A 14,368-nucleotide genomic window follows, 5' to 3' on the forward strand; every position below is an offset into this window, starting at 1 on the left:
ACCCGGCCCGACCGGTGTGAGGCGGAGGTCAGCCCATCGTGTTGACGATCAGCCCGATGTGGGTGAAGAAGTTCATGGCGCCGAACAGCAGGAACGCGAGGCCGGCGAGGCCCCAGGCCCAGCCGATGACGACGCGCAGGCCGCGACCGGCGCCGTCGCGCAGGGCCAGCGGGAAGAGGATCGCCCCGACGCCGACGAGCGCGATGAGCCCGGACATGAAGATCGCCTCGACGAGCGGGTAGGCCGCGAACGCGCCCGAGATCGGCTCCTGCGGCGGCGCCGCGAAGAGCTGGTAGGTGACGCCGGCGATCGCGATGGCGATCAGGCCGAGGCCCATGCCGAGCACGAACACGGAGACCGGGCGGGCGACGGCGCGCAGGTGGTCGGTGGCGTCCTCGCGTGCCAGCGCCGCCTTGCCCCGCGTCCACAGGTAGAACGCGGCGGCGAGCATGAGCACGCCGAAGGCGAGGCTCGTCTCGCCGAAGATGATGTTGTCGAACGGGAAGCCGCCGGCCGCCAGGGGCCAGGTGAGCGTCATGTGCAGCCCGGTGGCGGTGAGGATCAGCCCGAGCACGCCGAACGCGAGCGACCAGCCCTCCGTCACGACCTTCTCCGGGGCGCGCAGCAGCTCGCGGCCGAGCCACACGAGGAGGATGAGGCCGGCGCCGACGGCGACCGACATCACGGTGTTGTACGTGGGCATCTGCGCCCAGTCGATCACGAGGCCATCCGCGGCCATGAGGTTCACAGCTCGTTCATCTCCTTGGTTCTCGCCGCCCGACGGCGGACTGTCGCTCGGCTAAACCATACGCGCGTATAGGTTATTCCGGTGCCGTCGCCGTCCCGTGCCTACGATGGGCGGCGTGACGGAGGACGACCGGCCGCGGCGGCGCCGCATGGTCCAGGGGCGCGGCGCCGACAAGCAGCGCCGGATGGTCGAGGCCGCGGCGACGCTGCTCATCGACGAGGGGTTCGACGCCGTCACGCACCGCCGCGTCGCCGAGGCCGCCCGCCTGCCGCCCGGCTCGGCGTCGTACTACTTCCCGTCCAGCGCGGCGCTCGTCGCGGCCGCGGTGGAGGCCGCCGAGGACGTCCGGGGTGCCGCGGCGCAGGCCGCCGCGGACGCGCTGCCCCGCCGTCGGCGGTCCGCGGCCACGACGGCGCGGCTCCTGATCGAGGTCCTGTACGCGCCGCACGTCGACGACGCGGTCGTGACCCGCCGGCTCGACCCGATGACGACCGCGATGCGTGACCCGCGGCTGCAGCCGATCATGCGTCGCTCGCGCCCGCGGCTGCTCGACGCCGCCCGCACGGTGCTGCGGGCCTCCGGGTTCGAGGCCGCGTCCGCGGACCCGCGCGACGTCGACCTCGTGGCGCACCTGGTCGACGCGGCGCTGCTCACCGCGGCGTCGTCCGGGGCCGACGGCGTGCTGGACCGCGCGGCGCAGACGGTGGCCCGCCTGCTCGACCGCTGGCGCTGACGCGAGGCGTCAGACCAGCACCTCGCCGTCGCGGGCGACCACGCGCCCGGCCGCCACGACGAGCGCGCGGCGCGGTGCGCGCACGACCGCGTCGGGCACGTTCTCGGCGTCGAGGAGCACCACGTCGGCAGGGGCGCCGGGCACGAGGTCGTGGACCTCGCGACCCACGAACCGGGCGGCGTCCGCGGACGCGACGCGGGCCGCGGTGACGAGCTCCTCGTCGTACCGCAGGCCCGAGAGGCGGGCGAGCTGGGTGGTGAGGGCGAGCAGGTCGCCCGTCCCGTACGGCGACCACAGGTCGCGGATGCCGTCGGTGCCGAGGCCGACCGCCACCCCGGCGCCGCGCAGCGCGAGCAGCGGCAGCGACGCGGCGCCGATCGGCGCCACCGTGGTCATCGTGATGCCCGCCTCGCCCATCGCGGCGACCAGGTCGGCCTGGCGCGACCCGTCGAGCTGGCCCACCGCGAAGCCGTGCGCCACGTTGACCCGGCCCTGGAGCCCGGCCCGCAGCGTGCGGTCGACCATGAGCTCGATCTGGAACGCGCCGAGCTCTCCGCCGTCGTGCAGGTGCACGTCGATGCCGACGCCCCGCCGCTCGGCGATCTCGAACAGCCCGTCGAGCTGGCCCACCGGGTCACGGTCGATCGTCGCCGGGTCCAGGCCGCCGACGTGCTCGGCGCCCGCGGCGGCCGCCCGGTCGAGGAGCTCCAGGACGCCGGGGCGGCGCAGGACGCCGTCCTGCGGGAACGCGACGATCTCGGCGTGCACGGCGCCGCCGAGCTCGGCGACCGCCTCGCGCACGACCTCGATGCCGCGCAGCCCGACGCCGAGGTCGACGTCCACGTGGGTGCGCACCGCCGTCGTGCCCGTGCGGACGGACTCGCGCAGCACCGCGAGGGTGACGTCCACGCCCGGGATGCCGAGCTCGTCGCGGTGCGCCCGCTCGTGCGCGATGCGTGCCTGGACCCCCGGCTCGCCGCCGTAGCTCACCCACGGCTTGCCCCACCACGACTTGTCCACGTGCGCGTGCGCGTTGACCAGCCCGGGCAGGGCGAGCAGGCCGCGCCCGTCGACCTCCCCGTCCGCGACGCCGCCGGCGGCCGGCCCGACAGTCGCGTCGTGCGGCACGACGGCGGTGATCGCGCCGTCCGCGACGTGCAGGTCGGCGGCGTCGCCGCCCCACGGGCGCACGTTGCGGATCACGGAGACGTCGGTCGCGGTGCCGGTCGTCGGGTCGGTCATCGGGCTTCCTCCTCGAACGGGACGACCGCCTGCGGCCGTCCGGGGACGGTGATCTCGTAGCTCTCGTCGGCGCCCTCGAGCGCCGCGTCGAGGGGGACGACGGTGACGCCGTCCCACGCCTCGGCCTGGGTGTACCCGCCGGCGAGCACGCCGTGCTCCCGCCCGTCCGCGTCGCGCCAGACCGCGACGGTCTCGTGCCGGCGGTCGGTGGGCAGCACGGCGCCGGCGCCGTCGGGGCCGACCACCTCGATGCTCGGGCCGGACGCGGCGTTGCCGAACGGGCCGTTGCCGGCGATCACGAGCGTGCCGTCGGCGGCGCGGGCCACGCCGTGCTGGTGGGAGTCGGCGCTCAGGTCGGTGGTCGTGACGTCCCCCGTCGCGGGGTCGACGCGGGCGAGGGCGCGGCCCTGATAGGGCAGCAGCAGGTCGCCGTCGTCGTCGAGGACGGCGTAGTGCGGCTTCTCGAACGACGCGAGGCCGCCCTCCCGGCCGAACGGCGCCACCTCGATCGCGCGGGCGCGCTCCCGCTGCGGGTCGACCACCGTGACGGTGAAGCCGTCGTGGTCGACCGTGTACACCTCCTCGCCGTCGTCGCTGACGAGCACGTCGAACGGCCGCAGGCCCACGGGCACCGCCGAGACGACCTCGCCGCTGTCGGCGTCGAGCGTCTCGAGGAACGCGGCGTCGCCGGTGCTCACCGCCACGTGCACGCGCTCGCCGTCGGGGGAGACGGCGAGGCCCAGACCGCCGTGGCGGTACTCGCCGAACGCGATGCGGTCCGTGCCGTGCTCGTACGCGAAGAGGTCGGTGCGCTCCCGGGCGTCGAGGTCCACGACGGCGACCCCCTCGGCGGTGGAGACGAACGCGCGGCGGGAGGCCTCGTCCACGGCGACGTCCCACGGCGCGGTGCCCACGGTGATCTCGTCGACGACGGCCGAACCGCGCCGGGCGGACGGGTCGACGACGGCCAGGGTGTCGCGCTCGGCCTGCGTGGCGAGCAGCAGCTGCGCGCCGGCGGGCTCCGCCGACGGCGGCGCCGGGGTCGGGCTCGCGCTCGGGGCCGGTGCGGGGGTGGTCGGCGGGGCCGGGCTCGTCGTCCCGGTGGGCGACGCGGGGGCCCGGCCCGCCGGGGCGGGGGGCTCGGGTGCGGCGCAGGCGCCGAGGGCGAGCAGGGCGACGACGACGCCGACCGCGCCGCCCCGACGGCGGGTGCGGTGGGTCGGGGTCACGGGCAGATGGTATGCCATATCTTCCTCTGGTTGGCTGGCAGGATGAGCGCATGTCCTCCGAGGTCCCGGCCGCCTTCGAGCCCGAGTCCGCCCGGGTGGCGCGCGCCGTCCGCGAGCAGATCGTGGACGGCGCCCGGGAGCCGGGCAGCCGGCTGGTCGAGCGCGACCTGGCCGCGGAGCTGGGCGTGAGCCGCATCCCCGTGCGGGACGCGCTGCGCACGCTCGTCGCGGAGGGGCTCGTCACGCCGCGCCCGCGCACGTGGGCGGTGGTCCGCGAGTTCAGCGACGCGGACGTCGACCACCTGCACGAGGTGCGCGAGGCGACCGACCCGCTGCACTTCCGCCTCGCCGCCACGCGGCGCACGCAGGCACAGCTCGACGGCCTCACGGAGGCGTGGCGGCGGGAGGACGCCGCCGCCCGGGCGGGCGACGGGCCGACGGCCCGACGTGCGGGGGCCGACTTCCACGAGCTCGTGGTCGAGGCCGCCGGGAACCCGGTGCTGCTCGAGCTGCACCGCGTCGTCGCCAGCCGCGTGCGCTGGCTGCTCGGGCAGCACCGGGACCTCCAGGCCATCGCGGACGAGCACCGCGAGCTCCTCGACGCCGTCCGGGCGGGGGACGGCGAGAGCGCCGCGCGCCTGGCGCGCGAGCACCTGCGCACCAGCCGGTCGGCGGCCCAGGGGCTGCGGGACTGAGGACGGCGCCGTGGCAGGCCGGGTGGCGGGCCAGGTCGGGGACATGTGCCCAGGCTCGCGGTGCGCGCCCCGCGGGCGCATCGGACCGCCGGGTCGGCGAGGGTCGTCCGAACGGATGAGGCGCGACCGGGCGCGGCGCGGCTAGCGTTGCTGTCCGTGCCCGGATCTCTCACCCGCGGGGTGCACCTCGCCTTCGCCGCGCTCGTCGCGACGTCGGCGGCGCGCTACCTCACCAACCACGGCCTCGACGGCCGGTGGTGGCTGGTGGTCGCCCTGCTGCTGGCCGTGGCCGCGGCGTACGCCGGGATCGTCGTGCTGACCCGCCGCCCCGCGGGCGAGAAGCGCCGGCCGGGGGCGGTCGTCGCGCTCGCCGTGCTGCTCGCGGCGTGGGGCACCCTCGTGCTGGTGGCGCCGAGCTTCGCCTGGTCCGCCATCCCGCTGTTCTTCGTCTGCCGCACGCTGGTACCCGTGCCCGCGGCGCACGTCCTCGTGGGCGCCGTCGCCGTCGTGACGGGGGTCGCGCTGTTCGGCCTGTCCGGGCGCAGCGACTGGGCGGCCGCCGTCGCGCCGCTCGTGGTGGCGGTGCTGCTCAGCATCGCGTACGACGCGATCGTGCGGCAGGTGGGCGAGCGCGTGCGGCTCCAGCGCGAGGTCGCCGTGCTCGCCGAGCGCGAGCGGGTGGCCCGGGAGATCCACGACACGGTGGCCCAGTCGCTGTCGTCCGCGGTGCTGCGGCTGGAGGCCGCCGACCAGCGGTGGGACGCCGAGCCGGACGCGGCGCGCGACGACGCCCGGCAGGCCGCCGTCGCCGTCCGCGCGAGCCTCGGGCAGACCCGCGACCTCGTGCACGACCTCGTGGACCCGTCCCCGGCGGCGGGCGGGGTCGCCCCGGCGGACGTCGAGGCTGCCATCCGGACGGCGGCGCGCCGCCACGTCCCCGACGCCCGGCTCACCGTGGTGGGCGAGCCCGCGCGCGTCGGCGCCGACACCGCCCACGCCCTCGCGCGCATCGCGCAGAGCGCCGTGGCGAACGTGCACCGCCACGCCGGGCCCGCGCGGCTGGGCCTCACCCTCACCTACCTGCCCGACGCCGTCGCCCTCGACGTGTTCGACGACGGCCGCGGGTTCGACGTCGCGGAGGTGACGGCCCGTGCCGTGGGCCCCGACGGCGGCTTCGGGCTGCGGGCCATGCGGCAGCGCGTGGAGCAGCTCGGTGGCACCATCACGGTGGAGAGCTCGCCCGGCGAGGGGACCGTCGTCGGGGTGCAGCTGCCCGTCACCGCCGACCCGGGGCAGACCGTGCCCGCAGAGCTGGAGGACGCATGAGCGACCCGATCACCGTGCTGCTCGTGGACGACCACCACGTGGTGCGCGCCGGGCTGCGCGCCCTCCTCGACTCGCAGCCGGACGTCAGCGTGGTGGGCGAGGCCGGCTCGGCGGCCGAGGCCCTCGACGCGGTCGCGCGCCTCGCGCCCGCACTCGTCGTCATGGACCTCGAGCTGGGCGACGACGAGGACGGGGTCGCCGCCACCCGCCGGATCCGGGCGGCCCACCCCGACGTGCCCGTGCTCGTCTTCAGCGCCTACGACACGGACGCGGACGTCGTGCGCGTCGTCGACGCCGGCGCCATCGGCTACGTGCTCAAGGACGCCCCGCCCGCGGAGATCTTCGCGGCCGTGCGCGGCGCCGTCGTCGGGCGGAGCGTGCTCTCGCCGCCGGTCGCGTCCCGCCTCATGCAGCAGGCGCAGAACCCCGGCAGCGCGCTGACCCCGCGCGAGGCCGAGCTGCTCACGCTGCTCGCCCAGGGGCTCAGCAACCGTGAGCTCGGGCGCCGGCTCTTCATCTCCGAGGCGACCGTGAAGACCCACCTCGCGCACGTCTACGCCAAGCTCGGCGTGGACTCGCGGGCGGCCGCCGTCGCGCACGCGCTGCGGGGTCAGACGGTGCGCTGAGGCCGCGCGTGCCGGGTCACTGCTCGACCCGCACGTCCGCGGGGCGCTTGTCGTCGCGCCACCCGCGCCACACCGAGTGCCGCAGCCGTGGGCCCTCGTCGTCGGCGCGGTGGGTGCCGTCGTCCGGCGCGCCCAGGTCGGCGGGGTCGCTCGTCCAGTCGCCGTACGTCACCTCGGCGACGCGCTCGGGCGCGGCCCAGCGGGCGTGCACCGCCTCCGCGCGCGGCACGCCGTCGAGCGGCGCCTGCTCCACGGACCGCAGGTGCCGGACCACCTCGCGCCGCTCCGCCTCCTTGAACCCGGTGCCGACCTTGCCCACGTAGCGCAGCACGCCGTCGTCGTCCGGCACTGCCAGCAGCAGCGACCCCGCCACCCGGCGGTCCTCGCGACCCGTGCCCGCGTGCAAGGGGCGCCAGCCCACGACCACGACCTCCTGGGTGCGGGCGTGCTTGACCTTCAGCCAGTCGCGCGACCGGCGGCCCGGCGTGTACGGCGCGCGGCGCCGCTTGGCCACGACGCCCTCGAGCCGCATGAGACGGCTGGTCTCGAGCGCCTCGTCGAGCGTGCCCTCCAGCGCGTCCGGCACGTGCACCGGCCGGCGGGGGTCCACCGCACGGGCGAGCTCCGCGCGCCGCTCGGTGTACGACCGGTCGGTCACGGTGCGCCCGCCCACCACCAGCACGTCGAACAGCACCAGGTCGACCCCGACCGCGCGGCGCGCCTTCTCGACGTCGCGCGGCCGGGTGAGGCCCGCGCGCTGCTGCAGGCGGCGGAACGACGGGCGCCCGTCCGCGTCGAGCGCGACGATCTCGCCGTCCAGCGCCAGCGGCAGGTCGTCGTCGGACACCATCTCCGCGAGCTGCTGCAGCTCCGGGAACGTCACGGTGAGGTCCTGTCCGGAGCGGGACGTGAGGCGCACCGTGCGCTCGTCGCCGTCAGCGGCCGGCAGCACCTCCACCACCGCGCGGAATCCGTCCCACTTCACCTCGAACGCCCAGTCGTCCGGGGCCAGCCGCGCGAGCTCGCCGGGCGGCGCCGTGGTGGCGAGCATCGGGCGAGGGGCTTCGGCCGGTGCCGACGGCCGCTTCACAGGCCGCGTCGGCGCCTGCGTGGCGGACGGGTCGGCCGGCTCCTCGTCGTCGCCCGGTTGAGTCTTGGTGCGGTGGATGAGCCAGGAGTTCTGGTCGTCGCCGCCGCGCCCGCCGGTGCGGATGAGGGCGAGCCGCCGCGAGCCGCGTCGCTCGCTGTGCAGGACGGCGATCACCTCGTCCTCGCGCCACTTCTCCAGGTCGTAGGTGCCGGCGTCCCAGATCGTCACCTCCCCGCCCCCGTACTCGCCGGCGGGGATGGTGCCCTCGAACGAGCCGTACTCCAGCGGGTGGTCCTCCGTCTGCACGGCCAGGTGGTTCTGCTTCGGGTCGGTGGGCTCGCCCTTCGGCAGGGCCCAGCTCACCAGGACGCCCTCGTGCTCCAGCCGGAAGTCCCAGTGCAGGCGGCGCGCGTGGTGCTCCTGGATGACGAAGGTCGGCGCGCCGTCGGGGGCGTCCGGCTCCTCGGGGCCGAACGGCTCGGGGGTCCTGTCGGGGTCGCGCTTGGCCCGGTACGTCTCGAGCTTCTCGGCCGGCGTGCGCTCGAAGGTCGCCAGGCGCTCCGGCGTGGGCTCGAGCTGGGCGAGGTGGCCCGCCGCGAGCGGCTCGAGCAGGTCGCCGTCCCGCTCCAGGCGCTCGACGACCTCCGTGAAGGTGAGGTGGCGCAGGTCCGGGTCCTCGAGCTCGTCCCAGGTGCGGGGTGCGGCGACGGTGGGCTCGTCGCGGCCCCGGAGGGAGTACGGCGCGATGGTGGTCTTGGCCCCGTTGTTCTGCGACCAGTCCACGAGCACCTTGCCCGCGCGCAGCGACTTCTTCATGTCGCTGACGACCAGGTCGGGGTGCTCCGACTCCAGGTGCCGCGCCAGCTCGTGCGCCACCGCGGAGACGGCGTCCGCGGTGCGGGACTCGTCGTGGCCGACCAGTGCGGCGTACAGGTGGATGCCCTTGGAGCCGCTGGTCACGGGCAGCGGGTCGAGGTCCATGCCGCGCAGGATGTCGCGCGCCAGGCGGGCCACCTCGGCGCACTCCGCGAGGCCCGCCCCCGGCCCGGGGTCGAGGTCGAGCACCAGCCGGTCCGGGGGGAGCGGTGTGCCCGTGCGGCCGAACCGCCACTGCGGCACGTGGATCTCCAGGGTCGCCGTCTGCCCCAGCCACGTGAGGGTGGCCAGGTCGTTGACCAGCACGTAGTCGTTCGTCGACGTGCGGTGCCGGATCGAGCGCCGCGGCACCCACGACGGCGTCGACGCGTCCAGGTTCTTCTGGAAGAACATCTGCCCCGCGACGCCGTCGGGCCAGCGCTTGCGCGTCGCCGGCCGGTACGACGCGTGCCGCAGCAGCGCGGGCGCCACCTGTGCCAGGTACTGCAGCACCTCGCCCTTCGTGGTGCCCGTCGCGGGGTAGTAGACCTTGTCCAGGTTGGTCAGCTGCAGGCGCCGGTCGTCGACCGTGACCGTCTGCGGCTTGCTCGACGACGTGCGTGCCATGCGGTCATCGTCGCCTCCGCGCCGCGCGGACGCACGAGGGCTTGACCCCGCCGTAGCGTCATAGTTCTGACTGGTCGCATGAACGTCGTGCCCGTCGCGTACCTCGCGTCCACGCTCCTGTCCCTGCTCGGCAACTCGATCGCCGGCGTCGCGCTCCCGCTCGTCGTGCTCCAGGTCACCGGCAGCGCCCTGGGCGCCGGCACGGTCGCCGCCGCGACGGCGCTGCCCGCCGTGGCCGCCGGGCTCCTCATGGGAGTCGTGATCGACCGCGTCAACCGGCGCACCGCGTCGGTGGTGACGGACCTCGTGTCCGCGGCCTCGGTGGCGGCGCTGCCCGTGATCGACATGGTCGCCGGCCTCGACATCGGCTGGTTCGTGCTGTGCGGCGTCGTCGGCTCGCTCGGGGACGTCCCGGGCATGACGGCGCGCGACGCCCTGCTGCCGGCGGTCGTGCGCCACGGTCGCCTCGAGGCCGAACGGCTGCTCGGCCTGCGGGAGTCGCTCAGCGCGCTCGCCCTGCTGCTGGGTCCGGCGGCCGCGGGCACGCTCATGGTGCTGCTCGACGGGTCGGCCGTCCTGTGGGTCACGGCCGCGACCTCGGCCGCCGCGGCGCTGCTCACCCTGCTGATCCCCCGGGAGGTGGGGGCGGTCCGCACCGCGGCGGGCGACCCCGGGGCGGAGGCCGCCGCGGGCGGCTGGGCACAGCTCCGCGAGGGCTGGCGCGCGCTCGGGCGCAGCCGGTTCCTGCTGGCGGTCACGACGCTCAGTGTCGTGGCGGGCCTGGTGCTCGCCGCGCTGCAGGGACTCGTCCTGCCCGTCTGGTTCACGCTCGTCGACCGGCCGGGGATGCTCGGGTTCGTGCTCAGCGCCCTGGCGGCGGGGATGCTGCTGGGCGGGGGCGTCTACGCGGCCGTGGGGACGCGGGGTCGGCGGCGCGTGTGGTTCCTCGTCGGCCTCGCGGGCTCCACGGCGGGGTTCGCGGTCGTCGTGTCCCTCGCGTCGGTCGGTGCGGTGCTCGTCGGCGCATTCGTGGTCGGGGTCTCGAACGGGCTGTTCGGGGCGCTGCTCGGGGTGCTCATGGTCGAGCGGGTCCCCGACCGGATGCGCGGGCGGATCATGGGCACGCAGAACGCCGTCCTGACGGCCGCCGCGCCCCTCGGTATCGTCGTGGCGGCACTGCTGGTCGAGGGCTGGGGCGTCGAGGTCGCCGCGATCGGGCTGGGTGCCGTGTGGCTCGTGGCCCTCGTCGTGGGGGTGTCGGCCCGCTCGCTGCGACGGCTCGAGCCCGACGACGCGGGGGAGGGCTCCGAGCCCGGCACCCAGGGCAGCACCGACGACGGCACCGACGACGGGGGAGGGCGCGTGCGGGACGACGCGGGGCACGAGCGGCTGGTCCGCGGTGCGTAGCGCCGACCTCGCCCGCCTGGCGGGGACCTCGGTCCGTGCGCTGCGGCACTACCACCAGGTCGGAGTGCTCGCGGAGCCGCCGCGGTCCGGCAACGGGTACCGGCGCTACGACGTGCACGACCTCGTCCGCGTGCTGCGCATCCGGCGTCTCGCCGCCCTGGGCATCCCCCTCGACCGGATGGCCGCCCTCCTCGACGACGGGCAGGACGGTGCCGGCGGACAGGATGATGGGCAGGGCGATGGGCAGGGCGACGGGCGCCGGTCCTCGGCGCAGCTGCTCGACGAGCTCGACCGCGAGCTGTCCGAGCAGATCGACCGGCTCGTCCGGCAGCGGGAGGTGGTCGCGCACCTCCGTGCCCACCGGGCCGCCCCCGACCTGCCTCCCGAGCTCGCGCCGGCCGCGGCGGCCTTCGCCGCGGCGGGGATCCCGGCCGACGTCGTCCGGGCGGACCGGGACCAGGCCGTGCTCGTCTCGCACCTCGCGGGGGAGGACGGCGCGCGGCTCCTGGCCGAGGTCTACCGCCGGCTCAGCGCGGGCGACGTCGTCGCCGTCGTGGCCTCCCTCTCCGAGCGTCTCGGCCGGCTCGGCCCGGACACCGACGACGCGGAGGTGGACGCGGTCGTCGACGGCTTCGTCGAGACGTTCGGGCCGCTCGTCGCGGAGCTCACGACGAGCGAGCCGTTGCCCGGACTCGACCGCGCCGCGCCGCTGCTCTCAGAGCACTCGGCGGGCATCCTGGGCCCGCGGCAGCGGGAGGTGCTCGCCCGGGTCGAGGCGGGGCTGGCGCAGGCCGCGGGGTCGCCCGGCGACGCCCGGCCGTAGGGTGACGGGCGTGGTCCACGACTTCCTCTCCTCCCTGTTCTCCCTCGACGGCCGGGTCGCCCTGGTGACCGGCGGCAGCTCCGGCATCGGCCGCGCGATCGCCGGCGCGCTCGCCCGGTCCGGGGCGAGCGTCGTCGTCCTCGCCCGGCGGGAGGCGGAGCTGGACGCCACGGTCGCGGAGCTGCGCGCGGACGGCTGCACGGCCGACCGCGTGAGCGCCGACCTGTCGACCCGCGACGGCGTGCGCGCCGCGGCCGAGGAGGCGGCCGCGATCTTCGGCGAGCCCGACGTCGTGGTGAGCTCCGCGGGCATCAACCTGCGCCCGCCGCTGGGCGAGACCGACGACGCCACCTGGGACGCGACGATGGCCGTCAACCTCGAGGCGCCGTACCTGCTCGGGCAGCGCTTCGGGCCGGGGATGGCCGAGCGCGGCTACGGCCGCCTCATCCACGTGTCGTCCCAGCAGGCGCACCGCGCGTTCGTGCAGTCCGGCGTCTACGGGGTGTCCAAGGGTGGGCTGGAGTCGCTGGCCCGGTCCCAGGCGGAGGCGTGGTCGCCGCACGGTGTCACCGCGAACACCCTGGTGCCGGGGTTCGTCCTGACACCGCTCAACCAGCGCTTGTCGTCCGACCCGGAGCGCGTGGCGGCGCTCGCGGCCCGCACCCTGACCGGCCGCAACGGCCTGGCGGAGGACTTCGCCGGCGCCGCGGTGTTCCTCGCGAGCGCGGCGTCGGCGTACGTCACCGGGCAGGCGCTGCACGTCGACGGCGGGTTCTCGGTGCACTAACCCCTTGGGGGTATGGTGCTGGCCATGACCGACACCGTCACGACCGACGACCTGCGCCGCCCCGGGACCCTCACCATGTACGGGGCCACGTGGTGCGGCGACTGCCGCCGCGCGAAGCGCGTGCTCGACTCCCGCGGCGTGGAGTACGTGAACGTGGACCTCGTCGCCGACCCGACGCGGGCCGACGACGCCGAGGCGATCAGCGGTCGCAAGAACATCCCCGTCGTGGTCTTCCCCGACGGCGAGTTTTTCGTCGAGCCCACGGACGCCGAGCTCACCGCGAAGCTGGACGCCGTCGGGCTCTGACGGGTCTGCTCACTCCCAGCGGAACCAGACGGCGGCCGCGCCGCCCGCGACGACCGTCGTCGCGCCGAGCCCGACCAGCGCGGACGCGGGGACCGCGACGCCGGCCCACGCCGCGCCGAGCGCGTCGACGGCGGCGCCGAACGGGAGCCAGCCGCCCAGGGTGGCGAGCACGTCGGGCAGGTTCTCGCGGGGCCCGAACATCCCGCCGAGCGCGGCGAGCCCGAAGAAGGCCACGAGGCCGATCGCCACCCCGGACCCCGGGGTCCGCGCGACGGCTGCCACGAGCATCCCGACGGCGTACATCGCGGTGATCGTCAGCGCCAGCACGCCCGCGGCCACCCCCGGGGCGGCCGGTGTCGACGCGCCCAGCCACACGACCGCGACGCCGAGCGCGAGGGCGATGCCCAGCAGGATCTGGGCCACCCCGACGAACGCCTGCGCGCCGAGCACCATCGCCGGTGACGCCGGGGTGACGCCGAGCCGCTTGAGGATCCCCGTGCGGCGGTAGTAGGCGAGGAAGCTCGGCATGTTGATCACCCCGACCGTCGCGACGACCATCGTCAGGGTCAGAGGGATCACGTACACGTCCAGGGCGGTGCGCCCGCCGGTCCCGGGCACCACCTGGTCCAGGCCCGGCGCCAGCCCGTTCATCACGAGGATGAGCAGCGGCATGCCGAGCGGGATCACGAGCCCGGCGGTGTCGCGGGCCACCATCCGCGCCTCGGCGAGCGTCAGCGCGAGCCACGCGCCCGCGCCCGGCCGCACCGTGCTCGGCGGCACGCCCGGCTCGGGCAGCTCCAGGACGCGGGGCGGGTCGTCGCGGGGCGCGTCGTCCCGGACGGTGCGGTGGGTGGTCATGCTGCCTCCTCCAGGGGGCTTCCGGTGAGGGTGAGGAATGCGTCGTCGAGGGTGGGACGGCGCAGCTGCGTCTCGGTCGCGACGACACCCGCGGCGGCGAGCGCCGCGCCCACCGCGTGCAGCAGGTCGCCGCGCGACGGGTCGTCGTCGCGTCCGGGCGCCGCGCCGGTGACGACGAGCCGGGGGCCGGTCGCGTCGACGTGCTCGACGGCGGGCAGCCCGGACAGGAGGCCGACGGCCGTCGGGTCGTCGGTGCGCAGGGTGACGGTGGGGCGCAACCCCGCGCGGTCGACGAGCTCGGCCGCGGTGCCGCGGGCGACCACGCGGCCGGCGTCGAGGATCGTCACGTGGTCGCACAGCCGCTCCACCTCCTCCATGAGGTGGCTGACGAGCAGCACGGTGACGCCGTCGGCCCGCAGGTCCTCGACCAGCGACCACATGCTGCGTCGCGCCTCGGGGTCGAGGCCGGTGGTGAGCTCGTCGAGGATGACGGCCCGCGGAGCGCCCACGAGGGCCAGCGCGACCGAGACCCGCTGCTGCTGCCCGCCCGACAGCTTCTCGAAGCGGACGTCGCGCGAGGGCCCCAGACCGACCCGCTCGACCAGCCGGTCGGGGTCCACGCCGTGCGGGTAGAACGAGCGGTACAGGCGCACGAGCTCCCGCACGGTCAGCGCGCCGTGCAGGTAGGCGCCCTGGAGCTGGACGCCGAGGACGCCGCGCACCCGTCCGCGGTCCGCCCGCGGGTCGAGCCCGAGCACCCGCACCTTTCCGCCGTCCGGTGCCCGGGCGCCGGCCAGGAGCTCCACGGTGGTGGACTTGCCGGCGCCGTTGCGGCCGAGCACGCCCGCCACCTCGCCGGGCCCCACCGAGAGGCTCACGTCGTCCAGGGCGACCACCGGTGGGCGGCCGCGACGCTTGGTGCGGTACGTCTTGCGCAGGTGCTGCGCCACGAGTGCGGTCATGCCGACGACGCTAGGAGGGGCGCCGTCGCCGACGCGCGTGCCGCGGGTCACGAC

14 protein-coding genes are annotated in these 14,368 nt (G+C 76.1%); 8 read left to right on the forward strand and 6 right to left on the reverse strand.

What is annotated here, in order from left to right; genetic code table 11:
* Nucleotides 1–28 precede the first annotated feature (28 nt).
* Nucleotides 29–739 (reverse strand): DUF981 domain-containing protein, encoded by a 711-nt coding sequence (locus ACH436_RS01315; RefSeq protein ID WP_430558375.1) that lies wholly within the window; start codon nt 737–739, stop codon nt 29–31.
* 124 nt (nt 740–863) lie between these two features.
* On the opposite strand from ACH436_RS01315, the gene ACH436_RS01320 reads away from it, so the two are divergent.
* Nucleotides 864–1,481 carry a TetR/AcrR family transcriptional regulator gene (locus ACH436_RS01320; protein WP_430558376.1) on the forward strand — a complete coding sequence of 206 codons (618 nt, stop codon included), beginning with the start codon at nt 864–866 and terminating at the stop codon, nt 1,479–1,481.
* A 9-nt stretch (nt 1,482–1,490) separates the two neighbouring features.
* Here the strand turns inward: ACH436_RS01320 and ACH436_RS01325 are convergent, their stop codons facing one another.
* Both ACH436_RS01325 and ACH436_RS01330 read right to left on the reverse strand, forming a co-directional pair.
* The gene (locus ACH436_RS01325; protein WP_430558377.1) at nt 1,491–2,723 is read right to left on the reverse strand and encodes an amidohydrolase; all 1,233 of its coding nucleotides are present in this window, start codon (nt 2,721–2,723) and stop codon (nt 1,491–1,493) included.
* A complete protein-coding gene (locus ACH436_RS01330) occupies nt 2,720–3,952 on the reverse strand; it encodes a hypothetical protein (RefSeq protein ID WP_430558378.1) in 1,233 nt (410 codons plus the stop codon). Before ACH436_RS01330 ends, ACH436_RS01325 begins: the two co-directional genes overlap by 4 nt.
* Before the next feature lie 50 nt (nt 3,953–4,002).
* On the opposite strand from ACH436_RS01330, the gene ACH436_RS01335 reads away from it, so the two are divergent.
* The 3 genes from ACH436_RS01335 to ACH436_RS01345 all read left to right on the forward strand — a co-directional run bounded on the left by ACH436_RS01335 (nt 4,003) and on the right by ACH436_RS01345 (nt 6,599).
* The gene (locus tag ACH436_RS01335) at nt 4,003–4,647 is read left to right on the forward strand and encodes a GntR family transcriptional regulator (protein ID WP_430558379.1); all 645 of its coding nucleotides are present in this window, start codon (nt 4,003–4,005) and stop codon (nt 4,645–4,647) included.
* 156 nt (nt 4,648–4,803) lie between these two features.
* Nucleotides 4,804–5,973 (forward strand): sensor histidine kinase, encoded by a 1,170-nt coding sequence (locus ACH436_RS01340; protein WP_430558380.1) that lies wholly within the window; start codon nt 4,804–4,806, stop codon nt 5,971–5,973.
* Nucleotides 5,970–6,599, forward strand: coding sequence for a response regulator (locus ACH436_RS01345; protein ID WP_430558381.1), 630 nt, complete (start codon nt 5,970–5,972; stop codon nt 6,597–6,599). Before ACH436_RS01340 ends, ACH436_RS01345 begins: the two co-directional genes overlap by 4 nt.
* 16 nt (nt 6,600–6,615) lie before the next feature.
* Here ACH436_RS01345 and ACH436_RS01350 read toward each other — a convergent pair whose 3' ends face one another.
* Nucleotides 6,616–9,171 (reverse strand): ATP-dependent DNA ligase, encoded by a 2,556-nt coding sequence (locus ACH436_RS01350; protein ID WP_430558382.1) that lies wholly within the window; start codon nt 9,169–9,171, stop codon nt 6,616–6,618.
* 78 nt (nt 9,172–9,249) lie between these two features.
* Here ACH436_RS01350 and ACH436_RS01355 point away from each other — a divergent pair, with 78 nt between their 5' ends.
* Genes ACH436_RS01355 through ACH436_RS01370 form a run of 4 tightly spaced genes read left to right on the forward strand, consistent with a single transcriptional unit; the run spans nt 9,250 to nt 12,494 of the window.
* Nucleotides 9,250–10,578, forward strand: a complete 1,329-nt coding sequence (locus ACH436_RS01355; protein ID WP_430558383.1) for an MFS transporter — start codon at nt 9,250–9,252, stop codon at nt 10,576–10,578.
* The gene (locus ACH436_RS01360; RefSeq protein WP_430558384.1) at nt 10,571–11,401 is read left to right on the forward strand and encodes a MerR family transcriptional regulator; all 831 of its coding nucleotides are present in this window, start codon (nt 10,571–10,573) and stop codon (nt 11,399–11,401) included. Before ACH436_RS01355 ends, ACH436_RS01360 begins: the two co-directional genes overlap by 8 nt.
* A 10-nt stretch (nt 11,402–11,411) precedes the next feature.
* The gene (locus ACH436_RS01365) at nt 11,412–12,188 is read left to right on the forward strand and encodes an SDR family NAD(P)-dependent oxidoreductase (RefSeq protein WP_430558385.1); all 777 of its coding nucleotides are present in this window, start codon (nt 11,412–11,414) and stop codon (nt 12,186–12,188) included.
* A 24-nt stretch (nt 12,189–12,212) separates the two neighbouring features.
* Nucleotides 12,213–12,494, forward strand: coding sequence for a glutaredoxin family protein (locus ACH436_RS01370; RefSeq protein ID WP_430558386.1), 282 nt, complete (start codon nt 12,213–12,215; stop codon nt 12,492–12,494).
* Nucleotides 12,495–12,503: 9 nt separating this feature from the next.
* Here the strand turns inward: ACH436_RS01370 and ACH436_RS01375 are convergent, their stop codons facing one another.
* Together ACH436_RS01375 and ACH436_RS01380 are read right to left on the reverse strand one after the other, a co-directional pair.
* Nucleotides 12,504–13,352: an ABC transporter permease gene (locus tag ACH436_RS01375; protein ID WP_430558387.1), complete on the reverse strand. Its 849-nt coding sequence runs from the start codon at nt 13,350–13,352 to the stop codon at nt 12,504–12,506.
* Entirely contained in the window at nt 13,349–14,314 is a 966-nt protein-coding gene (locus tag ACH436_RS01380; RefSeq protein WP_430558388.1) for an ABC transporter ATP-binding protein, read from the reverse strand. The genes ACH436_RS01375 and ACH436_RS01380 overlap by 4 nt, the downstream gene beginning before the upstream one ends.
* Between the last annotated feature and the right edge of the window lie 54 nt (nt 14,315–14,368).

It is taken from the genome of Isoptericola sp. NPDC019693, assembly GCF_044389085.1.
Lineage (GTDB): Bacteria > Actinomycetota > Actinomycetes > Actinomycetales > Cellulomonadaceae > Isoptericola.